The following is a 23,288-nucleotide window of genomic DNA, read 5'->3' on the forward strand; positions in this document are numbered from 1 at the left end:
ACTTGTTATAATATCTGTTGCAACTTCTCGCCGGTCGAGTTATAATCTGCGTTGCAACAGGATATCTGTCATGAACACGACCATTCGCAAGATCGGCAATTCCGAGGGTGTGATCCTGCCCAAGGAGTTGCTCGATCGTCTGAACATGAAGGCAGGCGACAGCATCGTCATCGTTCAGGAAGGTGAAGAGCTTCGTTTGCGTCGCACCGAAGACAGCGCCGAGGAATTCGAGCGTAAGATGAAGATCGCACGCGAGCGGATGAAAAAGTACGAGGTTGCCTACCGTGCGCTCGCGAAATGACCGAGCATCATTTGAGGGAGTTCGTGGAGTCGCTTCACGCTGAGCAGTTGCGCCTGCACGGCGGGGCGGCAGGCATACGTGATGAAGGCATGCTGGAGTCGGCGCTCTCCCGTCCACAGCAGCGAGAGATTTATGGCGATCCGGATCTTTGCGAACTGGCGGCGGCATACCTGTTCGGCATCGCCAAAAATCATCCGTTCGTTGACGGCAACAAACGTACTGCCTTTGCAGCGGCCGATCTGTTTCTTTATTTCAACGGATTGAGCGTCGAGGCCGACCAGCAGGACGTCATTCAACTGGTCTTGATGGTCGCTGCTGGCGAGATCGATGAAACTGGAGCCGCGGCTTTCTTCCGCGACCATGTCGTCAAGCTCGAGGATTAGCTCTCGGACAGCTTGACGATTTCCCATTCCTTGCCGTTGACGCTGGCCAAGTCGCCGACCTTCTTGCCGAACAGGGCCATGGCCATCGGCGAAACATGCGAAATGCTACCCTTGGCCGGATCGGCTTCGTCCTCGCCGACAATTTTCCAGTGCACCTTCCTGCCGTCGTCGCCTTCGATCGTGACGCCCATGCCGAAGCGCACCACGTCGCTGCCCGGCTCCGGTGCGGAGAGTTCGGCGCTTTCACGCCGGGCGGTCCAATAGCGCAGGTCGCGCGACACGACCGCGATGCGCTCGCGGTCGGCTTTGCGCTCGGCCTTCGCCAGTATGTCGCGCAGATCGGCAAGATTCTCGTCGATCATCGCCAGGCCGCGTTCCGTCACCAGATTGCGATGGTGGCTGACTGGCCGTTCACCTACACCGGCAATGGCATTTTCGCTGTCTTCCTCGCGGGTGAAAGCTCTGCTCATTTCCTGAACTTAGGCCCGCAGAGGCTGCTCGACAAGCCATTGTCGCGCGCTCGGCAGGAGAGACAGAACGGCTGGCACGATTCCTGCGATAAGCAGGCTTGAACGCTGGGATTCTGTGCCGATGTTGAACAGACGAACGCTGCTGACCGGGACCGCCGGCTTTGCCGTCATGGGGCTTGCGCTTGGCAAGGCGGTGGCCGCAAACCTGACTGGCATCGAGAAAGCCTCGATCCGCGGCTCGATCAATGCCACCGACCTCGGCGTGCAGCCCGGCACATCAGACGATCAGAGCAAGGCCTTCGCCAAACTCCTGCGTGACGCAAACAGCCGCGACATGCCGATATTCCTGCCGCCCGGCACCTATGTCGTCTCCAATCTTTCGCTGCCCGGCCGCGTGCGTCTTTCCGGCGTGCCGGGCGCGACGCGCATCGTTTACGGCGGTGACGGCCACCTGTTCATGGCCGAACAGGCCGACCATATCGAACTTAGCGGTCTGGTCTTCGATGGTTCGAACCGCACGATGGGCGATTACACGCAAGGGCTGCTCGATCTGCGCCGTATCGCGCACCTCGCCATCGACAATTGCCAGATCACCGGCAGCGGCAAGAACGGACTGGCGCTGGAACATGCGGCGGGCGGGGTCGAGCGCAGCGAGATATCGGGTGCCGCCGATGCCGGCATTTACTCGGTCGAGGCTGGCGGGCTGTCTATCACGGGCAACACCGTCTCCGATTGCGCCAATGGCGGCATCCTCGTGCACCGCTGGCAGGCGGCGGAAGACGGCACCATGGTCACCGGCAACCGCGTCCAACGGATCCAGGCACGCGGCGGCGGAACCGGGCAGAACGGCAACGGCATCAATGCCTTTCGCGCCGGCAATGTCGTCATCTCGGGCAACATCGTCTCGGACTGCGCCTTCTCGGCGATCCGGGCCAACAGCGCCAGCAACCTGCAGATATCGGGCAACACCTGCTCGCGCTCGGGCGAAACGGCGGTCTATTCCGAATTCTCGTTCGAAGGCGCCATCATCAGCAACAACATCGTCGACGGTGCCGCCAACGGCATCTCGATCGTCAATTTCAACGAAGGCGGCCGCATGGGCGTCTGCTCGGGCAACATTGTGCGCAATCTGTCGACCAGCGGCCCCTACCCCGCCGACTCGCCAGGGTTTGGCGTTGGCATCGGCGTCGAAGCCGACACAACCGTTTCCAACAACGTCATCGAGAACACGCCGCTCTATGGCATGCAGATCGGCTGGGGCCCGTACCTGCGCAATGTCGTCGCCACCGGCAACATCATTCGCAAGGCCGGAACCGGGATCGTCGTATCCGTGGTCGAGGGCGCCGGTACGGCCATCATTTCAGACAATGTCATCGACGGTGCGCTGAACGGCGCCATTGTCGGCCAGCGCTGGGCCGAACCGGCGACTGGCGATCTCACGTCATCGGACAATACCGGCTATGCGCATCTGACCGTCGAGCGCAATCACGTCAGTTGAGGGCTGCTGTCGGCCTCAGCGCCCCGACCTTGGCACCGTTGCGGTTTTCGATGGGCGTGTTTGCCAATTCGCTCAGCTTGAACGCCAAGGCCTCGTCGGCGCGCAACAGTTTGGCAAGGACGGCGGCAGCCATGGCTTCACCGGCGCGGCCGGCGCCATCGTCGCATTTGAGCGCGATGCCGAGACCGAGCTCCGGAATTGCGGCACAATGGACGCCCTCGGCGCCGCCTTTGGTGAAAATCCGCCCTGGTGCGGCCTGCATCAGCGCGACGTCTTCGCGGCCGCTGCCGGCAACCAAGAAGGGCTCGGCCATGCAGGCGGAAAGCAGCCGCTTTGCAGCCTTGGCTCGCTCTGGGCCAAAACCTGATGTCGTGGCCATGCGGGCAAAGCCGAGCGCGAAGCTCCTGAGCGGCACCGCATAGGTTGGGATCGAACAGCCATCGATGGCTCGCTGGTCCTCACCATGGACAGCGCCCGTGACCGACTGCATGGCATCGCGCACCATCTCCTGCAGGCCGTGTCCCGGCTTGACATAGCCGCGATGTGCAATGCCGGCGTGGACGCAGGTGCAGAGGAAGCCGGAATGCTTGCCGGAACAATTGTTGTGCAATGCGTTCGGCGAGCCGCCGCCGCGGGCGAGTGCAATCTCAGCATCATGATTGGACGGCCAATGCGTGCCGCATTCGAGAGCCGAACCGTCCAGCCCGGCCTTGGCCAGCATGGATCGCGCCAGTTCGACATGGGCCGGCTCGCCCGAATGGGACGCACAGGCAAGCGCCAGTTCGCGGTTGCCGAAACCATAGGCATCGGCCGCCCCGCTTTCGACCAGCGGCAATGCCTGGATCGCCTTGACGGCGGAGCGCGGAAACACCAGCTTGGCCGTGTCGCCGATCTCCCAGACAGGCTTGCCGTCGCCATCGAAGACCGCGACTGAGCCGCGATGCGCGCTCTCGACGATCGCGCCGCGCAACACTTCGATCAGAACCGGATTTGTCATGAACCCTCCCGTAAATGCGGGCGGTTTATCTGATCCGGTCGAGAATGGAAACGTAGTTGGCCACCGCCGCACCGCCCATGTTGAAGATGCCGCCAAGTTTTGCGCCCGGCACCTGGATGCTGCCGGCCTCGCCGACAAGCTGCATGGCGGTCAAGACATGCATGGACACGCCCGTGGCGCCGATCGGATGGCCCTTGGCCTTCAGCCCGCCGGATGGATTGACCGGCAGGCGACCATCCCTAGCCGTTGTGCCGTCCAGCGCCAGCTTGGCCCCCTCTCCCGGCTTGGCAAGGCCCATCGCCTCATATTCAATCAGTTCGGCAATGGTGAAGCAGTCATGCGTTTCGACGAAGGAGAGATCGTCGAGCGTCACGCCGGCGTTCTTGAGCGCCCGGGTCCAAGCCTGCTCGCAGCCTTCGAAGGTCAGGATGTCGCGCTTCGACATCGGCAGGAAATCCTGCACATGCTCGTTGGCGCGGAAGGCAACGGCACGACGCATCTTCAGCGCCGTGGCGGTGTCGGCGAGAATGAGGGCGGCGGCGCCGTCGGAGACCAGCGAGCAGTCGGTGCGCTTCAGAGGACCGGCGACGAAGGGGTTCTTCTCGCTCTCCTGGCGGCAGAACTCATAGCCGAAATCCTTGCGCATCTGCGCATAGGGGTTGTCGACGCCGTTCTTGTGGTTCTTGGCGGCAATCATGGCCAGCGCATCCGACTGGTCGCCGTAGCGCTGAAAATAGGCCTGCGCGATCTTGCCGAAGACGCCAGCGAAACCCGCCGGTGTCTCGCCGTCCTCGGGCAGATAGGACGCCTTGAGCAGGTTTTTGCCGATCTCCGGCCCCGGCGTTGTCGTCATCTGCTCCGCGCCGACCACCAGCACGATGCGAGCGGCATTGGCGTCGATGGCACGGATGCCCTGGCGGACCGCCGCCGATCCGGTGGCGCAAGCGTTCTCGACGCGCGTCGCCGGCTTGAAGCGCAGCCGGTCGTCGGCCTGCAGCACCAGGCTGGCGGTAAAATCCTGTGCCGAAAAGCCGGCATTGAAGTGGCCGAGCACGATCTCGTCGACCTCGTCGGGACCGATGCCGGCATGGTCGAGCGCGTCCGTAGCGACCTTGACGATGAGGTTCTCGAGCGTTTCGCCCTCGAGCTTGCCGAAGCGCGAATGCGCCCAGCCAACGATGCATGCGGTCATGGCGGTCTCCATCCTTGGCGCCAGCCTAGCATGTGGGCCACGGCGCATTTCGCCTCTATTGTTCAAATATAAACAATCCTGCTCGCCTCGTGAAGGGCTGGGAGCAGACAATCGCTTGGTACAGGCGACGCCAGTGCTGATTTTTTTGTTGATTGACCCGTCAATAAAAAATAATCCTACTCGAAAGGGATCATTGCAAGATGCCGAAAATCGGAATGGAACCGCTGCGCCGCAAGGCGCTTATCGACGCGACGATCTCGGCGATCGGCGAGCGCGGCTCGCTCGACGTGACCATGTCCGAAATCGCCGGGCGCGCAGGGGTTTCGTCGGCCCTTGCCCATCACTATTTCGGCGCCAAGGACGAGCTGCTGCTGGCAACGATGCGCCACATCCTGGCCGAACTGACCGCCGACACGTTGCGCGCCCTTGGTTCGGCCAACACCGCGCGCGAGCGCGTCTCGGCGGTGGTCGCCGTCAACTTCTCCGACATCCAGTTCCAGCCGGAAACCATCGCCGCCTGGCTCGCCTTCTATGTCGAGGCGCAGAAATCATCGGCGTTGCGCCGACTGCTCAGGGTCTATGCGCGGCGACTGCATTCGAACCTGATGAGCGGGCTTGTCGGCATCTTGCCCAGAGCCGAAGCCGACCGCGCCGCCGAGGCGACAGCGGCGATGATCGACGGGCTCTACATCAGGCGGGCGCTGAAGGACGGCGTGCCTGATGCCGCGACCGCGATCGCGCTGGTCGAGGACTATCTCGAAACCAAACTTGGCGAGCGGCGCAAACAGTGACAATTAAGCGATCCAATTTCCTGATCGTCATGGTCGATCAGCTCAACGGAACCCTGTTTCCGGACGGGCCGGCGGAGTTTCTGCACGTACCGCACCTGAGGGCGTTGGCCGCACGTTCGGCGCGCTTTGCCAACAACTACACGGCGTCGCCGCTCTGCGCGCCGGGCCGTGCCTCGTTCATGAGCGGGCAATTGCCGTCGCGCACCGGCGTCTATGACAATGCCGCCGAATTCGCCTCATCGATCCCGACCTTCGCCCATCATCTGCGCTCTGCCGGCTACTACACCTGCCTGTCGGGCAAGATGCATTTCGTCGGGCCGGATCAGCTGCACGGTTTCGAGGAGCGGCTGACCACCGACATCTACCCGGCCGATTTCGGCTGGACGCCGGACTACCGCAAGCCCGGCGAGCGTATCGACTGGTGGTATCACAATCTGGGCTCGGTGACGGGCGCCGGCGTCGCCGAGATCACCAACCAGATGGAGTATGACGACGAGGTCGTGTTCCTGGCCACACAGAAGCTCTATCAGCTTTCGCGCGAACAGGATGATGCGAACCATCGGCCCTGGTGCCTCACCGTATCGCTGTCGCACCCGCACGATCCCTATGTCGCGCGCAAGCAGTATTGGGATCTTTACGAGCACTGCCAGGCGCTGGACCCGGAAACCGGGTTCATCGCGCATGACGAGCAGGATGCGCACTCCCGGCGGCTATACCACGCCAGCGACTATCCTTCTTTCGAGATCACGCCGGAACAGGTGCGTCGTTCGCGGCAGGGCTATTTCGCCAACATCTCCTATGTCGACGACAAGCTGGGCGAGATCCTGAACGTTCTCGAGCGCACCCGCATGGCCGACGACACAATCGTCCTGTTCTGCTCGGACCACGGCGACATGCTCGGCGAGCGCGGCCTGTGGTTCAAGATGAGCTTCTTCGAGGGCTCGGCGCGGGTGCCGCTGATGATTGCCGGCAAGGGCGTGCCAGCCGGGCTGATCGAGGCGCCGGTTTCCAATCTCGACGTGGCGCCGACGCTTTGCGACCTCGCCGGCATCGACATCGCTGCGATCGCACCATGGACGGACGGCCAGTCGCTGCTGCCGCTCACCGAGGGCATTGAGCGCACCGCGCCGGTGTTGATGGAGTATGCGGCCGAAGGGTCCAATGCGCCTTTGGTGGCGCTCCGCGACGGCAGATACAAATTCGTCCACTGCGAACTCGATCTGCCGCAACTGTTCGATCTCGAAGCCGATCCGCTCGAGCGAGACAATCTGGCCGAGGACCCGGCCAATGTGGCCTTGGTGGCGGCATTCATGGACAAGGTCCAGGCGCGTTGGGACATGGCCGGCTTCGACGCCGCCGTGCGTGAAAGCCAGGCGCGCCGCTGGGTCGTCTATCCGGCGCTGCGCAACGGCGCCTACTATCCCTGGGATTTCCAGCCGCTGCAAAAAGCGTCCGAGCGTTACATGCGCAATCACATGAACCTCGACAATCTCGAAGACAGCAAGCGGTATCCGCGAGGCGAATGATGTCAGACCTTCTCGTCCCCTCCCTCGACCACCTCAAGCAGGCCTATGCCGTCACATCCAGGGCGACGCAAATCACGCCGCTGCTGGAATCGACGGCACTGGCCCGTGAGACGGGTGCGGCCCGCGTCTTCATCAAGCCGGAATCGCTGCAATGGGCAGGCTCGTTCAAGGTGCGCGGCGCCTATTGGCGTCTGAAGCAGCTTTCGGCTGACGAAGCCAGGAAAGGCGTCGTCGCGTATTCCTCCGGCAATTTCGCGCAAGGGCTGGCGGCCGCCGGCCAAGCGCTTGCCATTCCGGTCACCATCGTCATGCCGATCGACGCACCGGCCGCCAAGCGCGACGCCACGGCAGGCTATGGCGCTCGTGTCGTGCTGACCGACCACGGCGAGCGCGCACGTGAGGAAGTCGCGGCCGCCAAGGCACGCGAGATCGCCGAGACCGAGGGGCTGGCGCTGCTGCATCCATTCGACGATCCGGAGATCGTCGCCGGCCAGGCGGGCGCCGGCCTCGAAGCGCTCGACCAACTCGAAGCCAAAGGTGCCAGCGCTGATCTTTTGTTCTGCTCGGTCGGCGGCGGCGGACTGATCGGCGGCGTTTCGCTTGCCTTCCACTATCTGTCGCCCGCCACAGAGATCATCGGCGTCGAGCCGGAAGGTTTCAATGGCATGGGCTCGTCGCTGGCACATGGCAGCATCGAGACGACGCCGATCGGGCCGAAATCGATATGCGACGGTTTGATGTCGCGACGGCCGGGCGATGCTCCGTTTGCCGCGGTGAAGACGGCAGGTGTTCGCGGCATCACCGTCGACGACCAATCGGTGCGGCGTGCCATGCGGATCGCCTTCGAGCGCATGAAGCTGGTGCTCGAACCATCGGGCGCAGCGTCGCTGGCGGCACTGCTCGGCGGCAAGGTGGATGTGGCGGGCAAAACCGTCCTGGTTGTGGCTACCGGCGGCAATGTCTCGCTCGCCGACTTTATGGCACATACGAACCATGCTTGAAGCAGATTTCGTCATCATCGGCTCCGGCTCGGCCGGCTCGGCCATGGCCTATCGCCTGTCGGAGGACGGCAAGCATTCGGTCATCGTCATCGAATTCGGCGGGACCGATATCGGGCCGCTGATCCAGATGCCGTCGGCACTGTCGATCCCGCTCAACATGAGCCTCTACGACTGGGGCTTTGCCAGCGAGCCGGAGCCGCATCTCGGCGGCCGCGTGCTGGCGACACCGCGCGGCAAGGTCATCGGTGGCTCGTCCTCGATCAACGGCATGGTCTATGTGCGCGGCCACGCCCGCGACTTCGACCATTGGGCCGAAGACGGTGCCGCCGGCTGGGGCTTCGCCGACGTGCTCCCCTATTTTAAGCGCATGGAGGACTCGGACGGCGGCGAGGATGGCTGGCGCGGTCACGGCGGGCCGCTGCATGTGCAGCGCGGCTCGCGTAAAAATCCGCTCTACGGCGCCTTCGTCGAGGCCGGTCGCCAAGCCGGGTTCGAACTGACCGACGATTACAACGGCGCTAAGCAGGAAGGCTTTGGGCCGATGGAGCAGACCATAAGCGGCGGCCGCCGCTGGTCGGCGGCATCCGCCTATCTGAAGCCAGCTCTCAAACGCAAGAACGTTAGCCTGCTCAAGGGTTTCGCCCGCCGGGTGATCATCGAGAATCAACGCGCCGTCGGTGTCGAGATCGAAGCTAACAAACAGATTCAGGTCGTTAAGGCGCGACGTGAGGTGATCGTCGCCGCATCATCGATCAACTCGCCCAAGATCCTGATGCTCTCCGGCATCGGCCCGGCCGAGCATTTGCGCGAAAACGGCATTGCCGTGGTGGCCGACAGACCCGGCGTCGGCCGCAATTTGCAGGACCATATGGAGCTCTACATCCAGCAGGAATCATTGCTGCCGATCACGCTCAATTCGGTGCTGAATCCGTTCTCGAAAGCGCTCATCGGCGCGCAGTGGCTGTTCCTCAAGACCGGGCTTGGCGCCACCAACCACTTTGAGGCGGCGGCCTTCGTGCGCTCGCGTGCCGGCGTCGATTACCCCGATATCCAGTATCATTTCATCCCTGCCGCTGTCCGCTATGACGGTAAGGCGGCGGCGAAGTCGCACGGTTTCCAGGCGCATGTCGGGCCGATGCGTTCGAAGTCGCGCGGCTCGGTGACGCTGCGTTCGCCGGACCCAAAATCGAGGCCGGTGATCCGCTTCAACTACATGTCGCATCCAGACGACTGGACGGAATTCCGCCACTGCATCCGACTGACCCGCGAGATATTCGGCCAGTCGGCGTTCGATCCCTATCGGGGACAGGAAATCTCGCCGGGCAGCCACGTGCAGTCGGACTACGATCTCGACATCTTCATCCGGGATCACGCAGAGAGCGCCTACCATCCTTGCGGCACCTGCAAGATGGGCCGTCCTGATGACCTGATGAGCGTTGTGGATCCGGAGTGCCGGGTCATCGGCGTCGACGGCTTGCGGGTCGCCGATTCCTCGATCTTCCCGCGCGTCACCAACGGCAATCTCAATGGGCCCTCGATCATGACCGGCGAGAAGGCATCCGACCACATCCTTGGCCGCACGCCGCTGGCGCCGTCCAACCAGGAACCATGGATCAATCCGCGCTGGCAGGTCGCGGATCGATAGGGCATTGTCGAACGGACTTGGTAGCGAATACATCTGGAGAAAACCATGCGCGCCCAGCCCACGGCATCGCACTATGTCAATGGACGCTACATCGAGGACGAAGGCGGCGCGCCGCTGCCGGTCATCTATCCGGCAACCGGTGAGACCATCGCCATGCTGCGTTCGGCGACGCCGAACGTGCTGGAACTCGCCATCGAGGCAGCGCGGGCGGCGCAGCCCGCTTGGGCGCGGCTGAAACCGGTCGAGCGCGGGCGCATCCTGCGCCGCGCCGCCGACATATTGCGCGCGCGAAATGCCGACCTTGCCCGCATCGAGACGCTCGATACCGGCAAGGCGATCCAGGAAACGCTGGTGGCGGACGCGCCTTCGGCGGCGGACTGCCTTGAATATTTCGGCGGTGCGGTTGCCGCCTACAATGGCGAGTCGGTCGATCTCGGCGGACCCTTCGCCTACACAAGACGCGAGGCGCTCGGTGTCTGCGTTGGCATCGGCGCCTGGAACTACCCGATCCAGATCGCCGGCTGGAAATCGGCGCCGGCGCTCGCCATGGGCAACGCCATGGTGTTCAAGCCGTCGGAAAACACGCCGCTTTCGGCGCTGGCATTGGCCGAGATCTACAGCGAGGCGGGCCTGCCCGACGGGCTGTTCAATGTGGTGCAGGGCTATGGCGATGTCGGCGCCGGGCTTGTCGGACACGATGTCGTCGCCAAGGTCTCGGTGACCGGCTCGGTGCCGACCGGCCGCAAGGTGCTGTCGCTGGCCGGCTCAAAAATGAAGCACGCGACGATGGAGCTCGGCGGCAAGTCGCCGCTGATCGTCTTCGACGATGCCGACATCGAGAACGCCATTGGCGGCGCCATGCTCGGCAATTTCTATTCGACCGGACAGATCTGCTCCAACGGCACGCGCGTCTTCGTGCAGAGCGGCATCCACGACCGCTTCGTCGAGCGCCTTGTCGAGCGAACCAAAGAAATCCGCATCGGCGACCCGCTCGACCCCGAAACCCAGATGGGCCCGTTGGTCTCCAGGGCGCAGCACGACAAGGTGGTCGGCTATATCGAAATCGGCAAGCAGGACGGAGCTGTTCTCGCCTGCGGCGGCAACGTGCCTTCGTTGCAAGGTTTTCAGGGCGGTTTCTTCGTCGAGCCGACGGTGTTCACCGGCGTCACCGATGGCATGCGCATCGCCCGTGAAGAAATTTTCGGACCAGTGATGAGCGTGCTGAAATTCGATGGCGAGGACGAGGTGATCGACCGCGCCAACGACACCGAGTTCGGCCTCGCTGCCGGCGTCTTCACGCGCGACCTGCCACGCGCCCACCGCGTCATCGCCGAACTGCAGGCCGGCACCTGCTGGATCAACGCCTACAATCTGACGCCGGTGGAAATCCCCTTCGGCGGCTTCAAGCAGTCAGGCATCGGACGCGAGAATTCGCTGGCAGCGCTGGCTCTCTATTCGCAGCTGAAGTCGATCTATGTCGAGACTGGAGACGTGGCGAGCCCGTATTGAATGGATTCAGATTTCGGCTTTTTTAGCAAGGGCGACGATCACCTTCTCAACGAGATCCTCGTCCTCCAAGTCTGACAGCAAGACGACTATATTTGACCTGAGCCCGCTCTTTATCGCGCCACCAACCCGAAACAGTCCACTCCTAACATACACCGGTTGCGCAAGTTTCAGATACAGGACCGTAGTATCCCTGACGGACTGAAACCTTATGCGCTCGACATCGCTCCATTGGATTGGCTTGTCTAACTGACGCTGATCCCACAACGTTTCTCTGGTAAGAATGAGCAATGGGAGAGAGTTCGCGGCGTCGACTATCATCCTTACCAACATTCCCGCAAAGAGAACGCTGACAAAAAGGCATCCGATCACTCCAGCTACCCACGCCATTCGGTCGAGTGAATTTCCGAGCTCCCAATTTTGGACTGCGACGAAATAGAACTTTATCGAAGAGGACAGTGCCAACAAGGCAGCGATTCCGAAGATTGGGTAATACCAACGAAAGCGGCCACCGACCTCCAATGGAAGATCAATTCTTTGTGGCGGAATGTCCTGAGTCTTCCAGAGAGTTGTGTCACCCGGAACGTCCACAAATTCCTTGGCAGTCGTCTGTCCCAACGCCTCATCCCTTCTCCGCCGTGCTGTCCAGATACTGGGTCAGCGCGCAGACCAGATGATAGAAGATGCTGGCCGGCACGTCCGATGCCAGCGAGCGGCCGCGCTCGTCGATGCGATCGATCCACAGGCCGAGCGGCGCCGGGTCGATGTGCCAGCGGAACAGCCGGCCGACGCGCGCTTCGATTTCCGGCTTGAGATCGGGGCCGCCCGAGCCATCCAGCGCGATCGCCGCCTTCACCGCTTCGGCCTGCGGCCAACTGCGGGATATCAGGTCGAGCGGCAGGCCTTGCCTGGAGACGGCGCCATAGGCAAGCCCGGTGGCGCGGTTGAGGCCATTGGCAGTGGCCGACGCGTAAAGTTTTCGGGCAAAGCCGCTCAACTCGGCCTGGCCGCTACGCCCGGCGAAATCTACCAGCAAAGAGGCCCATTCGAAATGGTGGCCGGGCTCGGTCCATGACCCTTTCTCGCCGGCGGAGGGTTTCCATTCGGCATCGAAATACTCGCCAAGCGTCCAGCTTTCCGGATCGAAGAAATGACTGCGGAAGAGGTCGATGATACGCGCCGCGCGCCGCAGATGGGCGCGCTCGCCGGTCGCCTGGTGCCAGGCGAGAAAGGCCTCGAGCAGGTGCATATGCGGGTTGGAGCGGCGCTCGCCTTTGCCGTCCGATGTCTCAAGGAAGCCGGTCATACGGCTGTCTTCGAGATGCGCATCGAGAAAGGCGAAGGTTTCCTCGCCGAGGCGCAAGGCGTCGGGATTGCCCGACATATGCGCATGCGCGAGCGCCAGGAGCACGCAGGAATGATCGTAGGCATCCTCGGTGGCGTCGGCGACCGAGCCGTCGACGTTCAGCGTGCGAACCCAGCCGCCTTTGTCGGTGCGGCCCTTGCCGGCCATGAAGGCGATGCCGTGGCTGATCAACCGATCGGCCGGACCATCCCAGCCCCGCGCCCGCGCGACGGCGAAGGCATAGACCTGCCTTGCCATGGTGCGCATGCGCTTGGGCTTCATCAACGGCGAGGCGTCCAGGCCGAGCGCTTCGTGAAAGCCGCCATGGCGTTCGTCGACCCCCGATGTCGACCACAGCGGCAAGGTCTCCTGAAACAGCCAGTGATGCACGCGCCGCCGCCAGGCGCCGCTTTCGATGACGCGGTCATGCGCCGGCGTGAACCTGGTTTCCAGGCGACCCGATTTTTCGAGCTGCTCGACGATCTTCTTGACGTGTTGACTGTGGCTGACCGGGGCAACGAAGGTGGCATCCGATGTCGAAACGATGGCGATGTCCTTCATGCCGATCGCCGACAGCAGGCGGCCGTCACTGCGAATGTAGGAATTCTCGCAATCGATGGCGACGACATCGCCGATGATGACATTGCCCCGGTCGTCGGCGGGGCCGACATCGAGCAGCGACTGCCACGAGCCGAGATCGTTCCAGCGGAAGCCGGCCGGCACCATGGCGATGTCTTTTGCCCGCTCCATGATGGCGTAGTCGATCGAATTCGACGGAATGGCGGCGTAGAGTTCCAGCGGCATGTAAAGGCCAGACAGATCCGATGTCGCTGCCTTGTAGGCTGCTTCGGTGGCCTGCCAGATATCCGGCTGGAACGCTATGAAGGCGTCACGCATGGTGCTGGCGCGAAACAGGAAGATGCCGGTGTTCCAGTAGAAATTTCCGGCCTTGAGATAGCTCTGCGCAGTCGCAATATCCGGCTTTTCGACGAAGCGCGACACGTCGAAGGTGCCGCCGCTTTCGGCCGCGACCTCGATATAGCCGTAGCCGGTCTCTGGTTGCGTCGGCTTGATGCCGAACACCACCAGCCTGCCCTCGCGTGCTGCCTCGGTGCCGGCTTCTACGCTCTGCCAGAATTGGCTTGCGGTGGATATTTCGTGATCCGATGGCACCACCAGCACCAGGCTATCGCCGAATTCAGACAGTGTGCGCAGCGTCGCCAGTGCGACGGCGGCGGCTGTGTTGCGCCCGGTCGGCTCGAACAGCGGACCGCCGCCGGCGAGGTCGAGACCAGCAAGATCGGCGTGAACGCGATCAGCATGGCGCTCCGCGGCGATCAGGAAGATCGGCGTTCCGCCTTCCAGCCGGGCGGTCAGCCGACGCAAGGTCTTGGCCAGCATCGAGCCGTCGCCGGACAGATCGTGGAACTGCTTGGGGTTGTCCTCGCGCGACAGCGGCCACAGCCGCGAGCCGACGCCACCGCTCATGACAAAACTGACGATCCGCTCGGTCATTCAACTACCATTCAAAAGGTCTGGTTGTAGGCGCCCACCTCGGAGCTGCGGCGCAGCACGGCGTCGACAGCCTCGAACATCTCCCGTCGACGCTGCGACGACACCGGGCTTTCGACCACCACGACCAGTTCCGGTTTGTTCGACGAGGCGCGCACCAGCCCCCAGGTGCCGTCGTCGGCGACGACGCGCACGCCGTTGACGGTGATGAGGTCTGCGATCTTCTGCCCAGCGAAAACCCTTCCATCCCGCTTCATGGCCTGAAAGTCGGCAACCACCCGTTCGACCACACCATACTTCACCTCGTCCGCGCAGTGCGGCGACATGGTCGGCGTGCCAAAGGTCAGCGGCAGCGCGCGATAAAGATCGGCCATCGAACTGCCCGGGCTGCGATCCAGCATCTGGCAGATGGCGATGGCGGTGACCAGGCCGTCGTCATATCCGCGCCCGATCGGCGGATTGAAAAAGAAATGACCCGACTTTTCGAAACCGGCGACAGCACCGAGTTCGGCGACGCGGCGCTTGATGTAGGAATGGCCGGTTTTCCAATAGTCAGTGACGGCGCCATTGGCGCGCAGCATTGCGTCGGTATGGAACAGGCCGGTCGATTTGACGTCGACGACGAAGGTCGAGTTGGGATGCTGGCTGGAAATATCCCTTGCCAGCATCACACCGACCTTGTCGGCAAAAATTTCATTGCCTTCATTGTCCACGACACCGCAGCGGTCGCCATCGCCGTCGAAGCCAAGGCCGATGTCGGCGCCTGATGCCAGCACCTTGTCCCGGATGACATGCAGCATCCGCATGTCCTCGGGATTGGGATTGTAGCGCGGAAATGTATGGTCGAGCTCGACGTCGAGCGCGATGACCTCGCAGCCGATGCGCTGCAACGCTTGCGGCGCGAAGGCGCCGGCGGTGCCATTGCCGCAGGCTGCGACCACTTTCAGTTTTCGGGCGATGCGCTTGTCGCGGGTCAGATCGTCGAGATAGGTCGCGCGAAAGTCGCGGATGAAATCGTAGGAGCCGCCGCCGACAAGGTCAAAATCGCCGGACAGCACGATTGCTTTCAGCGCGCTCATCTCTTCCGGGCCGAAGGTCAGCGGCCGCGCCGCACCCATCTTGACGCCGGTCCAGCCATTTTCGTTGTGCGAAGCGGTGACCATGGCGACCGAGGGCGTATCCAAAGCGAACTGAGCGAAATACGCCATCGGCGACAACGCCAGTCCGATGTCCCTCACCCGTGCGCCTGCAGCCATCAAACCGGACACCAGGGCCAGTTTGATCGACAGCGAATAGGAGCGGAAATCATGCCCGGTGACGATATCGGGACCGGCGCCGAGACGGCGGATCAGCGTACCAAGCCCCATGCCGAGCGCCTGGACGCCGATCAGATTGAGTTCCGGTCGTTGCGCGGAGCCGGGATGGCCGAACCACCAGCGCGCATCATATTCGCGAAAGCCGGATGGCTTGATCAGCGCTTCGGTTTCGAATTCGAAACTGTTGGGCCGGGCGTCGCCAACGATGCTGAAGGACAAGACTGGAAACTCCGAATGGCCGAAATTACGAATTGTCGAGGGCTGCGGCTTAGCACACAAGGCTTTAAGCCACGTTTATTCCGGAAGGGAATCCGGGCCTTTCGGGCAATGCTCGACGAAAGCCGACGAAATGCGACAGAAGTGCCGCCGTGCCGCTTGCAGGAACCAAGTGTGGCGGCTATAAGCCCGCGGTCTGGTCACGGAGTGTAGCGCAGCCTGGTAGCGCACCTCGTTCGGGACGAGGGGGTCGCAGGTTCAAATCCTGCCACTCCGACCAGAAAAAACAGACACTTAGGTGTCTGTTTCTCCCGATACCCCACAGATTTCCCCACAGAAAAGCGGAAAGAACCGGGCGCATGCACCTCAGCAGCGTTTAGTCACCGACAGTTGTCGGATGACTGCTATGGGGCCGACTGCTGACTGTCCGGTTTTGCGTGAGAAACCGAGAAAGCCGACGCTTGTTCGATTCAACCAGGTCCAATGGGTGTACCCGCCACTGTCGCGGTGATCTGTAACGATCGCGGCGACATGATCTTCGTCGAGGCGCCGTGCGTGTGCTTCCAACCAACGCCCGGTCGCGTGCCAGCGCTCTGCGAGGCAATCGTCTGACCAGATCCGAGAACTTCCGATATACGGCAGTCCCTACGGTCGTCGTAAACACATCGCAGATCAGCTTGCCGATCGAGTTTCCGGAGTGGACGCCTCTTCGCGAGCAAGAGGGATACTACATTGCGAGCGCGGTTCGAGGTTCGGATGGCAGGATTTCCGATGTCCGCGTCGACGAGTTCTATCCGGCATTTGAACGATTGACCGGGCTGCCGGTATTTCAACTCCGAGAAAACGACGGCGATTTCCCGTTCCACGATCCTTGCGAGTGCCTGCAGGCTTGCAAGATCCCGATCAATCCACACCCTCGGCAGCATGTGTGCGGCAAGGGCACCAACCAGCTCACCTCCATCCAGATGGATGGGCACGCCCAGATAGGCTATTTTTCGTTGTCCCCTGTGCCGCAGGCTGGTTTTCGATGGCGCTCACCGAGCGCTGGTGGCGAGCCCTTTGATCACAGTGGCGATCGCGATTCCCTCGTTGCGGTAATAAGTGGTTTTGGTTGCGGTGCCCGGCTCGACCAGCCAGCCCCCACTGTGGTGCAACGCAACCAAGTTCCAATCTGTATCGAATACCGGCGACCCGGACGAACCGGGCAGTGTGTCCGTCAAGTATTGAACCCGCCCTGCTCCGACAAATGCGACCATGTTGGCGGCAAAGGACAGTTGTTTTTGTCCGCCACCCGGATGCTGGATGATGTTTACAAATTCACCGGCAACGACAGCGCGCGGCTCGAAGGGCAACACACCCCATTTAGAAGCGTCACCAATGAACTTCACCACGCTCCAGTCATCAGTGATGCTTGTACTGAATCCATTGCTTTCAAAGGGAAACTCCTCGAACTGTGCATCGAGGCCATAAACGGTTTTCTGATAGTTGAACTGGGCAACCGCCGTTTTTGCTGTCTCCTCGGTGGGAAGGACGTGATTGTTGGTCACGATCCTGTTGCCCGAAATGACAAACCCGGTGCCCAACCCGCCATCCGCCCGCCTGATGCGGACTACGGACCGGGCTCGCATTATCCCCAGCTCCAGCGATGCGATCGTGACTAGGGTGCTCTTGCTGCCAATGATTTTCTCGAGCTGTCCGTCCGGTGCTTTCCAAGAAATGCTGGGTCCGTCGACCGGCGGCGGTGGAGATTGAGACTTGATCTGGAGCAGTGTCTCGTTATCAGGAAACTCGCCGAGCACAATGTCGACGAGCTGATCGACCCGGTTCTGAAACTTCGCTTGCTGAATAATGGCAAACCAATTGAGGTTGGCCTTGTTCGAAAACTCGATCTGCGGGAGTCGCAGGTCGGCCGCCTTGGCAATTCGCATCCCATCACTAAGCAGCGGATAGTAGTTAGCGAGCACCCGATTGAGGCTGTTGAGCACAGGCTGTGTCCACGTCATACGGCTTCCTCCTGAATGATTCGCAACAGCCCTGGTAGGCGGCCGCGTTCGAGGGCCGCTTCGACGATGCGAAGCGCCAGCCTAGCGGATGGCCCCTCAAGATCGATGCGGCTGGCGTTGAGTTCGGCCGCAACGGCGAACTTGCGAAGATCAGACGGTTGGAACTGCGACAGCTGCCGGATTGCGGCTTCCACCGCCTCCTCGCCACACATCACGTCGTTGAGGCGGGCCTCGATCAGTCTGAGAGCCACTGGTTCAGCCTTGCGCAGATCCTCGGGGCTCGGGAACGTTGCCTCCCACATCGGCTCCCCAACATCGCCGGCCGTGAGATACCTCCCCTGGCGCCCCTGGGCTTTCCGATATTGCTCGAAAAAAGTCGAGATTGCCGACCGCATCGTTGCATCGCATGTCTGTGCAGTCGCGAAGACGAAGTCGTGTAAGAGAGCTTCGTTCGTTTCATATTCCATCACCGCAAACGGATGAACTTCGACAGCGACTCTACGACCGTAGGCGTGCACCTCGATCGGCTTGGTTGCCACGAGACAATTACGTGGAAGCCCTGCGACGGACGGAAACTTCGCAGACCATTCGATGGGCAAGCGGCGCCAAGTCATCCGGCCCGACACCAGCGAACCCTCGCCCAGGTCGTGCGCATCCCAGACGTCCGGTGAGATCAAGAAAGGCACTCCGCTGGAGGCATTTCGAGCCATTGTCAATGAACCTAGCCTGTAGCCCGCCTCAGATGGGGGAAACCGCAGGGTTCCGATACCGCCGGAAACGACTTCCGACTTCCCAATTGGTTTGAGCGTCACGAAGTTGCCGACTTTCTCCTCGATCAGTGCTTGGCGCGTCGTACGGCGGAATTCGGAATTTTGCTGCCAATAGAGACCGGGCACGCGAGCTACCCATTCGGTAACGACGGCATCGCGGAGTTCAATCTGCGCCCCCTCCGGCAAAGTCCTGATGCCGGACCAGAAATCGCCATCGGAACGAAAGTAATGATGGTCTCTCGAGACGACCCCCTTACCGTGTTGGACCAATCTGGGAACGCACAGCAACGGCTCATCCGCGCGCTCATAGTTGGCAAGCGTCTCAGTGACGAGGCTGGCGGTCAATCCGCGCAGCAGATCCGCTTCCAGTTTCACCGTTTCCTCCACCAAGAATACGCCTGCTTCGGCTCTTGCCCTGCCTTCAACCGCCGGCCGATTTCAAACCTGGGCGCTGACTCCACAGGCTAGGTACCCCGATGGCAGTGATCGCGCTGATCCATCCGTCACCTCTCCTGCCAGATGTCTGAACGCATACTGCACGAGGGTTCGCAGCGGGGCACTTTAATACCTTTCCCTCGCGCAATTCCCACAGATTATTGCGTAGCGTCTCCCACGCACCCACGGATTGCACCAGGAAGATTGATGTGGGAAAAGGAATAACGTGGAATCCCGATCACCAGCGCGCTTCCTGCGATAAGAGCCGTCACGAGCGCACCTTGAACAAGGAGTCATACCGCATCTTACGAAGCACGAAATTCTCCGGATAGTCCTCTGCCATTACTTCGACGAGCCGGTGAATGTCGATATCGCCTTTACCTCGCTCGGCTTTACTAACGATGATGCGCCAGGCCTCGCCACCTGTATCAGCTTTCGGGATGTGGCTTTCCTTTCCGCCAGCGCGGATCCAAAGTCCGTCCTGTCCTGGCCCCCAGGCATAGAGCTCGGTCGCGACCTCCTCTAAAATACGCCACCTAGCCGAGTCGGACGGACTTTGACCGAGCATATCCAGTCGGAAGCGCATGGAGATGCCGACCAGGTCAACGACGTAAAGGATCGCTGGCCGGACGTCTTCACGCTTGGCGTTTATAGTGAACTCCGCGAGACGGTAGGCCGAGTCACTCCAGTTCTTCGCTGCGATTAGACGACCAACGGCTTCGGAATCGCTTTTGTCGAGCCGAGAGGCTTGATTAAGCACTTTTTCTAGCCACTCAGAGAAGATGCGCTCTGTCAATTGTGGAAGAGTTCGAAATAGAGCGCAGCCTCGGGACGGGCTTCCAACTAGTCGTTCGAGCGTCGGGTTGAGCCGCCCCGGCTCAGCTACCAATGCTGCAAGTTCGTCCTCCAAGTCTTGGTCGGTTCCGTCGATGAAACTGGCGAGCCAAGCATCGGCCGTGGCGGCCAGGTAAGTATGGCGAGAAGCCGCCGGCAGGTGCGACCACACCTCGGTTCGGCGTGGATAGTCTAAGAGATTGGCCAGCGGCGTTCCTGAGAGCGCCTGGATCAGACCGATGTCTTTGATCACCCGGCCTGCAACGCCATCAAGCAACTTCGCCATTGCTGCTTTCGGTTTAGATGGACCAGTCCAGGCATCGACGTTCCGTTGGAGCGATCGCAGCCAGAGAGAGCGCCATCTCGGATTCAGGATATCCAGATGCTTCAACAAACCCGGTTTGGCAGCGCATTTTTCGGCGGCGATAGTCAGCGTCGCCTCGTCTGTGCCTATGACCGCAATCTCTACCCAATCGCTTTCTGAAGCCTTGCAAGCGGCGATTTGGATGGACTTGCTGTCAAACGAGACGTCGGCAACGTGTTGAAGAACAGCATCGACAGGAGCTAGGAACGCTCCGCAGCAGGCGGCGTGGAGCCGGACAAGGCCAAGCTTTACGGATGTAGCGGCAAGCGCCTTACCGTTTTCCAGTGAAAGTGTTTTTGGGACCGCACCGACAAGCGCGGATTCAAGGCGCGACTGCTTTCCAATCTGCTCGTAGAGGTGTGCAAGCGCTGTCGGATGCAGCTGTACGACGCGCCAGAGGGCGGGCGCGACCTTATCCGCCTGGTAAGATAATGTGTGCTTCACACCTGTAATAGTGGCTTCACGCCAACATGTAACTGGCTTTGGCGAAAGCAAGTCGTCCAGCAACTGGGCGATCAGATTAGGATTTGGCTCAAGCCAAAGGTTGTCCACTGACCACTGTTCAATCGCCTTCCAGAACTCTTCCGGAGACGCGATAGCTTTCAGGTCGAGATTTCGCACCATCCGCACGTCAGCTACGGACGCCGTAGAAACGGCTGCCGTGGCGCGTGTTGTGAGCGCTTCCTTGGTCGCCTTTGCTTGAGAAGGATCAGGACTCAAGTGGCAAACGAGACGCAGCCCGTCGAGAAGTTCTGCGAAACCAGCACCTTCACCGACCAGACGGTCGATCTCCACCAATCGCTTCAGGCCAGCGATTTCCGGTACCGCTGTTCCCATCTCGTTAACAAGGGCTTGCAGAGAGCTTGCTTGTTTAAGCCCAAGAAGCAGCGCCTCGGCGGATGTTGGTTCCCCAATCCCTTCACTATCTCTGACAACAGTGTGTCCGGACCAGCGGGAGGCCAACGAAAGTGGAGTGGTGACCACAGTGGGCGGCGCCGTCGACACGTCCTGTGGGGAGAACGCTATTCGGAAGGAAAGGCGCAGCCTCGCTGCGGGCCAAAGGTTCGCCCACAAGGAGGAGATTGCATCGCTGAAACCTGCTTGGCCCAACCAGACTGCAGGTGACGCGCCGTCGCTCAGAATAGCCCGAACCAGGGCGTGGCTGCCTTGCGGCTTTGAGCCTGTCGGGACCCAGTCGACATCCTCGATGATATCGTCACGCTCATCACCCATTGCTGTAAGCAGATTAAGGAGCACACCGATATCATCCATCGCGGAAGCTTCGGCGGCAGGAATGGCGAAAGCTCGCGAGAACACCATGCCCGAACGAGCCGCTTTTGGATCGGATACCGTCCGGGCAAGAACATACACTTGTTCCCAAGCAAAGCCGCTGAAATACGGATCCCACGTTGTGTAGGGGGGCGGAGAGCCTTGCATATCCATCCGCCCTTCAAGCGCTTTTGCGCCAGTGAAAGAAGGACTCGCCGCCAGTAGGCGGTGACCTCTGTCGCGCTCACCGAAGATGGCATGGGCGATCTTGAGCACCGTCAAATCATCGGCGCTACGGCGAGGGTGAGATCCGGATCGTGCCTTCCGTTCTCCAGAACGACATAACCGAAGCTTTCGGGGCCGCGATCAACGAACTCCTCGTCGACATTGGTCTCGGTGAGCGCGCGGCCCAGTGCAGACAATCCTACGACGCGTAGCGCTCCAGGCTGCCAGTTGGTTTCAGCGAAGGCCGCCACCATCGGCATACGTGTCCGCAGGACGTCGAATGGATCGGTGTTTAGCTGCGCCTCCGGTAGCTCGTCCCAGCAAGATAGAAGCAACATAAGCGGAGGGTTCGCGACGGGCTTCAAGGTTCCAGTTCGACGGACGAACATCAGCCATTGAAGAAAATCGACAAGTTGTGCCTGCTGGGATAGCTTGAATTCTCGAATACGCTCACGCTCGCGCCCAGGCTCTGCAAGAGGGCGGGTGAAAACGTCATCGCTCAGCTGCGCATGCGCAATACGGACCATCACGATCCAACCGGCTGCAGAAGTGACGCGCGCGCGCCAAGTTTCTGGCATCCTTCGCTCAGTACGAATGACCCGAACCTGTTCGCCACCATAATCTGGCCAAACGAGCTCCGTGCGTCTGCCCGATTGATCGATGAGAGGCCAGCGGCTCTCGACATATCGATCCTGCGATGTGTGCGGGGCAGCGCGGCCAGCGTTGAGACAATTGAGCACTGCATCAAATGCCTCCAGAGACTTAGGTGAGCCGACCATTCGCAACGTCCCAATTTCCTGGCTGAGGCGACCTAGCAGTTGTCCTCCAAAGTGGCTTTTACCGACATCAGATTCACCAAGAAGAAGAAGACTTCCGCTCACGCGTCTGCTCCAATCGAAAAGAATGGATCACGGGTCCCTGAACTGTAAGCCGGAGGGGAGAAACCGACGGGTAATGGCGTCGTCGCCCAAGCGAGCACCGTTTTCACGGCGGCGATCGGCTCGATGGCAATATCATCAAGAGAGCGCGGAACGACACTCGTTTCGAACTCGACGATGTCAGGCATTCCTCGTTTGGCAGCATTCCGCACCGCATCGCGAATGGGTTGGCTGACCTGGATATCAGCCTTGGTCCAAATAAGAGCCACTGGGCGGCCGCGGCGCTCGGAGGCAACGCGACGGATCAGACTGACCATCTCGTTTCGGGCCTCACCTCTCTTCGCACCGGAAAGCGCCTCGCAATCCGCGACAATTGCGAGCGTCGAGGCGCGATCGGCGAGCCAACGGGCACCTTCAGCATCGGGTGCGTCAACGTCCATAGTCCAGCGCTGAAACCATTCACCAGGCGTGTCGGCAAACAGGAAGTCTGAAAGATTTCCATCCGCAGCGCGTTGCGCGAGGTGAAGAAGTCCCGGCGCTCGTCCTGTGCCTGAGGGAGTATGGGGTGGAAACTTTGGAGTTCCACCCTCCCAGCGCAGGGCATGCGCAATGGCTTCCCAGCCTTCTAAAGAATAGCTGCCGGCAAAACGGACTTCGCCGATGGACCCAGTGCGCCCGATCTGCTGATAGAATGCAGCGAGCAGCGTCGTCTTTCCCGCATTGTGCGGACCGATCAGCGCGACAAGTTTTGGATCGCCGCGAGAGGTAAGGAAAGCCAAGTCTGTGGTACCGAGGGCAGCTCCCGACCATG

The 23,288-nt window shown here is 61.2% G+C and carries 20 protein-coding genes and 1 tRNA gene; 9 read left to right on the forward strand and 12 right to left on the reverse strand.

What is annotated here, in order from left to right:
- Positions 1 to 70: 70 nt before the first annotated feature.
- Together NKH06_RS10135 and NKH06_RS10140 are read left to right on the forward strand one after the other, a co-directional pair.
- The gene (locus NKH06_RS10135) at positions 71 to 301 is read left to right on the forward strand and encodes an AbrB/MazE/SpoVT family DNA-binding domain-containing protein (protein WP_023760503.1); all 231 of its coding nucleotides are present in this window, start codon (positions 71 to 73) and stop codon (positions 299 to 301) included.
- Complete coding sequence (locus NKH06_RS10140) at positions 298 to 684, forward strand: type II toxin-antitoxin system death-on-curing family toxin (RefSeq protein WP_352441313.1); 387 nt, start codon at positions 298 to 300, stop codon at positions 682 to 684. Before NKH06_RS10135 ends, NKH06_RS10140 begins: the two co-directional genes overlap by 4 nt.
- On the opposite strand, the gene greA is transcribed toward NKH06_RS10140, so the two are convergent.
- Complete coding sequence (greA, locus tag NKH06_RS10145; RefSeq protein ID WP_352441314.1) at positions 681 to 1,154, reverse strand: transcription elongation factor GreA; 474 nt, start codon at positions 1,152 to 1,154, stop codon at positions 681 to 683. The genes NKH06_RS10140 and greA overlap by 4 nt on opposite strands.
- A 121-nt stretch (positions 1,155 to 1,275) precedes the next feature.
- Here greA and NKH06_RS10150 point away from each other — a divergent pair, with 121 nt between their 5' ends.
- A complete protein-coding gene (locus tag NKH06_RS10150; protein WP_352441315.1) occupies positions 1,276 to 2,652 on the forward strand; it encodes a TIGR03808 family TAT-translocated repetitive protein in 1,377 nt (458 codons plus the stop codon).
- Here the strand turns inward: NKH06_RS10150 and NKH06_RS10155 are convergent.
- Positions 2,645 to 3,649, reverse strand: a complete 1,005-nt coding sequence (locus NKH06_RS10155) for an asparaginase (protein WP_352892910.1) — start codon at positions 3,647 to 3,649, stop codon at positions 2,645 to 2,647. The two genes, NKH06_RS10150 and NKH06_RS10155, sit on opposite strands and share 8 nt — an antisense overlap.
- 25 nt (positions 3,650 to 3,674) lie before the next feature.
- Positions 3,675 to 4,841, reverse strand: a complete 1,167-nt coding sequence (locus NKH06_RS10160; protein ID WP_352892911.1) for an acetyl-CoA acetyltransferase — start codon at positions 4,839 to 4,841, stop codon at positions 3,675 to 3,677.
- 200 nt (positions 4,842 to 5,041) lie between these two features.
- On the opposite strand from NKH06_RS10160, the gene betI reads away from it, so the two are divergent.
- From betI to betB, 5 genes are read left to right on the forward strand one after another with little or no spacing between them, the layout of a single operon-like run.
- Positions 5,042 to 5,632 carry a choline-binding transcriptional repressor BetI gene (betI, locus tag NKH06_RS10165; protein ID WP_023812766.1) on the forward strand — a complete coding sequence of 197 codons (591 nt, stop codon included), beginning with the start codon at positions 5,042 to 5,044 and terminating at the stop codon, positions 5,630 to 5,632.
- The gene (gene betC, locus NKH06_RS10170; RefSeq protein WP_352795224.1) at positions 5,629 to 7,158 is read left to right on the forward strand and encodes a choline-sulfatase; all 1,530 of its coding nucleotides are present in this window, start codon (positions 5,629 to 5,631) and stop codon (positions 7,156 to 7,158) included. The genes betI and betC overlap by 4 nt, the downstream gene beginning before the upstream one ends.
- Complete coding sequence (locus NKH06_RS10175) at positions 7,158 to 8,159, forward strand: threonine/serine dehydratase family protein (RefSeq protein ID WP_352892913.1); 1,002 nt, start codon at positions 7,158 to 7,160, stop codon at positions 8,157 to 8,159. The genes betC and NKH06_RS10175 overlap by 1 nt, the downstream gene beginning before the upstream one ends.
- Positions 8,152 to 9,804, forward strand: a complete 1,653-nt coding sequence (betA, locus tag NKH06_RS10180) for a choline dehydrogenase (RefSeq protein WP_352892914.1) — start codon at positions 8,152 to 8,154, stop codon at positions 9,802 to 9,804. Before NKH06_RS10175 ends, betA begins: the two co-directional genes overlap by 8 nt.
- 45 nt (positions 9,805 to 9,849) lie before the next feature.
- On the forward strand, positions 9,850 to 11,313 hold the full coding sequence (gene betB / locus NKH06_RS10185; protein WP_352892915.1) for a betaine-aldehyde dehydrogenase: 1,464 nt from the start codon (positions 9,850 to 9,852) through the stop codon (positions 11,311 to 11,313).
- A gap of 6 nt (positions 11,314 to 11,319) precedes the next feature.
- Here the strand turns inward: betB and NKH06_RS10190 are convergent, their stop codons facing one another.
- Genes NKH06_RS10190 through NKH06_RS10200 form a run of 3 tightly spaced genes read right to left on the reverse strand, consistent with a single transcriptional unit; the run spans position 11,320 to position 15,702 of the window.
- The gene (locus NKH06_RS10190; RefSeq protein ID WP_128302967.1) at positions 11,320 to 11,928 is read right to left on the reverse strand and encodes an STM3941 family protein; all 609 of its coding nucleotides are present in this window, start codon (positions 11,926 to 11,928) and stop codon (positions 11,320 to 11,322) included.
- Positions 11,929 to 11,932: 4 nt separating this feature from the next.
- Positions 11,933 to 14,170, reverse strand: a complete 2,238-nt coding sequence (locus NKH06_RS10195; protein ID WP_352892917.1) for a mannose-1-phosphate guanylyltransferase/mannose-6-phosphate isomerase — start codon at positions 14,168 to 14,170, stop codon at positions 11,933 to 11,935.
- 11 nt (positions 14,171 to 14,181) lie between these two features.
- Positions 14,182 to 15,702, reverse strand: coding sequence for a phosphomannomutase/phosphoglucomutase (locus NKH06_RS10200; protein ID WP_352892918.1), 1,521 nt, complete (start codon positions 15,700 to 15,702; stop codon positions 14,182 to 14,184).
- Between the two features lie 200 nt (positions 15,703 to 15,902).
- Here NKH06_RS10200 and NKH06_RS10205 point away from each other — a divergent pair.
- A tRNA-Pro gene (locus NKH06_RS10205) sits at positions 15,903 to 15,979 on the forward strand.
- A 190-nt stretch (positions 15,980 to 16,169) separates the two neighbouring features.
- Here NKH06_RS10205 and NKH06_RS10210 read toward each other — a convergent pair.
- The 6 genes from NKH06_RS10210 to NKH06_RS10235 form a co-directional block, all read right to left on the reverse strand.
- Entirely contained in the window at positions 16,170 to 16,715 is a 546-nt protein-coding gene (locus tag NKH06_RS10210) for a GAF domain-containing protein (protein WP_352893040.1), read from the reverse strand.
- An 18-nt stretch (positions 16,716 to 16,733) separates the two neighbouring features.
- Entirely contained in the window at positions 16,734 to 17,702 is a 969-nt protein-coding gene (locus tag NKH06_RS10215; protein WP_352892919.1) for a trypsin-like peptidase domain-containing protein, read from the reverse strand.
- Positions 17,699 to 18,847, reverse strand: coding sequence for a hypothetical protein (locus NKH06_RS10220; protein ID WP_352892920.1), 1,149 nt, complete (start codon positions 18,845 to 18,847; stop codon positions 17,699 to 17,701). The genes NKH06_RS10215 and NKH06_RS10220 overlap by 4 nt, the downstream gene beginning before the upstream one ends.
- Positions 18,848 to 19,175: 328 nt before the next feature.
- Positions 19,176 to 21,650, reverse strand: a complete 2,475-nt coding sequence (locus NKH06_RS10225; protein ID WP_352892921.1) for a GAP1-N1 domain-containing protein — start codon at positions 21,648 to 21,650, stop codon at positions 19,176 to 19,178.
- Positions 21,651 to 21,652: 2 nt separating this feature from the next.
- Complete coding sequence (locus NKH06_RS10230; RefSeq protein WP_352892922.1) at positions 21,653 to 22,480, reverse strand: TRAFAC clade GTPase domain-containing protein; 828 nt, start codon at positions 22,478 to 22,480, stop codon at positions 21,653 to 21,655.
- The gene (locus tag NKH06_RS10235) at positions 22,477 to 23,256 is read right to left on the reverse strand and encodes a TRAFAC clade GTPase domain-containing protein (RefSeq protein ID WP_352892923.1); all 780 of its coding nucleotides are present in this window, start codon (positions 23,254 to 23,256) and stop codon (positions 22,477 to 22,479) included. Before NKH06_RS10235 ends, NKH06_RS10230 begins: the two co-directional genes overlap by 4 nt.
- Positions 23,257 to 23,288: the final 32 nt, after the last annotated feature.

The sequence above is a fragment of the Mesorhizobium sp. M1342 genome (assembly GCF_040317955.1).
Taxonomy (GTDB): Bacteria; Pseudomonadota; Alphaproteobacteria; order Rhizobiales; family Rhizobiaceae; genus Mesorhizobium.

Excerpts from the sequence above, each read along its gene's own strand:
- NKH06_RS10135 (WP_023760503.1), top strand. The coding sequence starts at position 71 with ATGAACACGACCATTCGCAAGATCGGCAATTCCGAGGGTGTGATCCTG.
- NKH06_RS10140 (WP_352441313.1), top strand. The coding sequence starts at position 298 with ATGACCGAGCATCATTTGAGGGAGTTCGTGGAGTCGCTTCACGCTGAG.
- greA (WP_352441314.1), bottom strand. The coding sequence starts at position 1,154 with ATGAGCAGAGCTTTCACCCGCGAGGAAGACAGCGAAAATGCCATTGCC.
- NKH06_RS10150 (WP_352441315.1), top strand. The coding sequence starts at position 1,276 with ATGTTGAACAGACGAACGCTGCTGACCGGGACCGCCGGCTTTGCCGTC.
- NKH06_RS10155 (WP_352892910.1), bottom strand. The coding sequence starts at position 3,649 with ATGACAAATCCGGTTCTGATCGAAGTGTTGCGCGGCGCGATCGTCGAG.
- NKH06_RS10160 (WP_352892911.1), bottom strand. The coding sequence starts at position 4,841 with ATGACCGCATGCATCGTTGGCTGGGCGCATTCGCGCTTCGGCAAGCTC.
- betI (WP_023812766.1), top strand. The coding sequence starts at position 5,042 with ATGCCGAAAATCGGAATGGAACCGCTGCGCCGCAAGGCGCTTATCGAC.
- NKH06_RS10175 (WP_352892913.1), top strand. The coding sequence starts at position 7,158 with ATGTCAGACCTTCTCGTCCCCTCCCTCGACCACCTCAAGCAGGCCTAT.
- betA (WP_352892914.1), top strand. The coding sequence starts at position 8,152 with ATGCTTGAAGCAGATTTCGTCATCATCGGCTCCGGCTCGGCCGGCTCG.
- betB (WP_352892915.1), top strand. The coding sequence starts at position 9,850 with ATGCGCGCCCAGCCCACGGCATCGCACTATGTCAATGGACGCTACATC.
- NKH06_RS10195 (WP_352892917.1), bottom strand. The coding sequence starts at position 14,170 with ATGACCGAGCGGATCGTCAGTTTTGTCATGAGCGGTGGCGTCGGCTCG.
- NKH06_RS10215 (WP_352892919.1), bottom strand. The coding sequence starts at position 17,702 with ATGACGTGGACACAGCCTGTGCTCAACAGCCTCAATCGGGTGCTCGCT.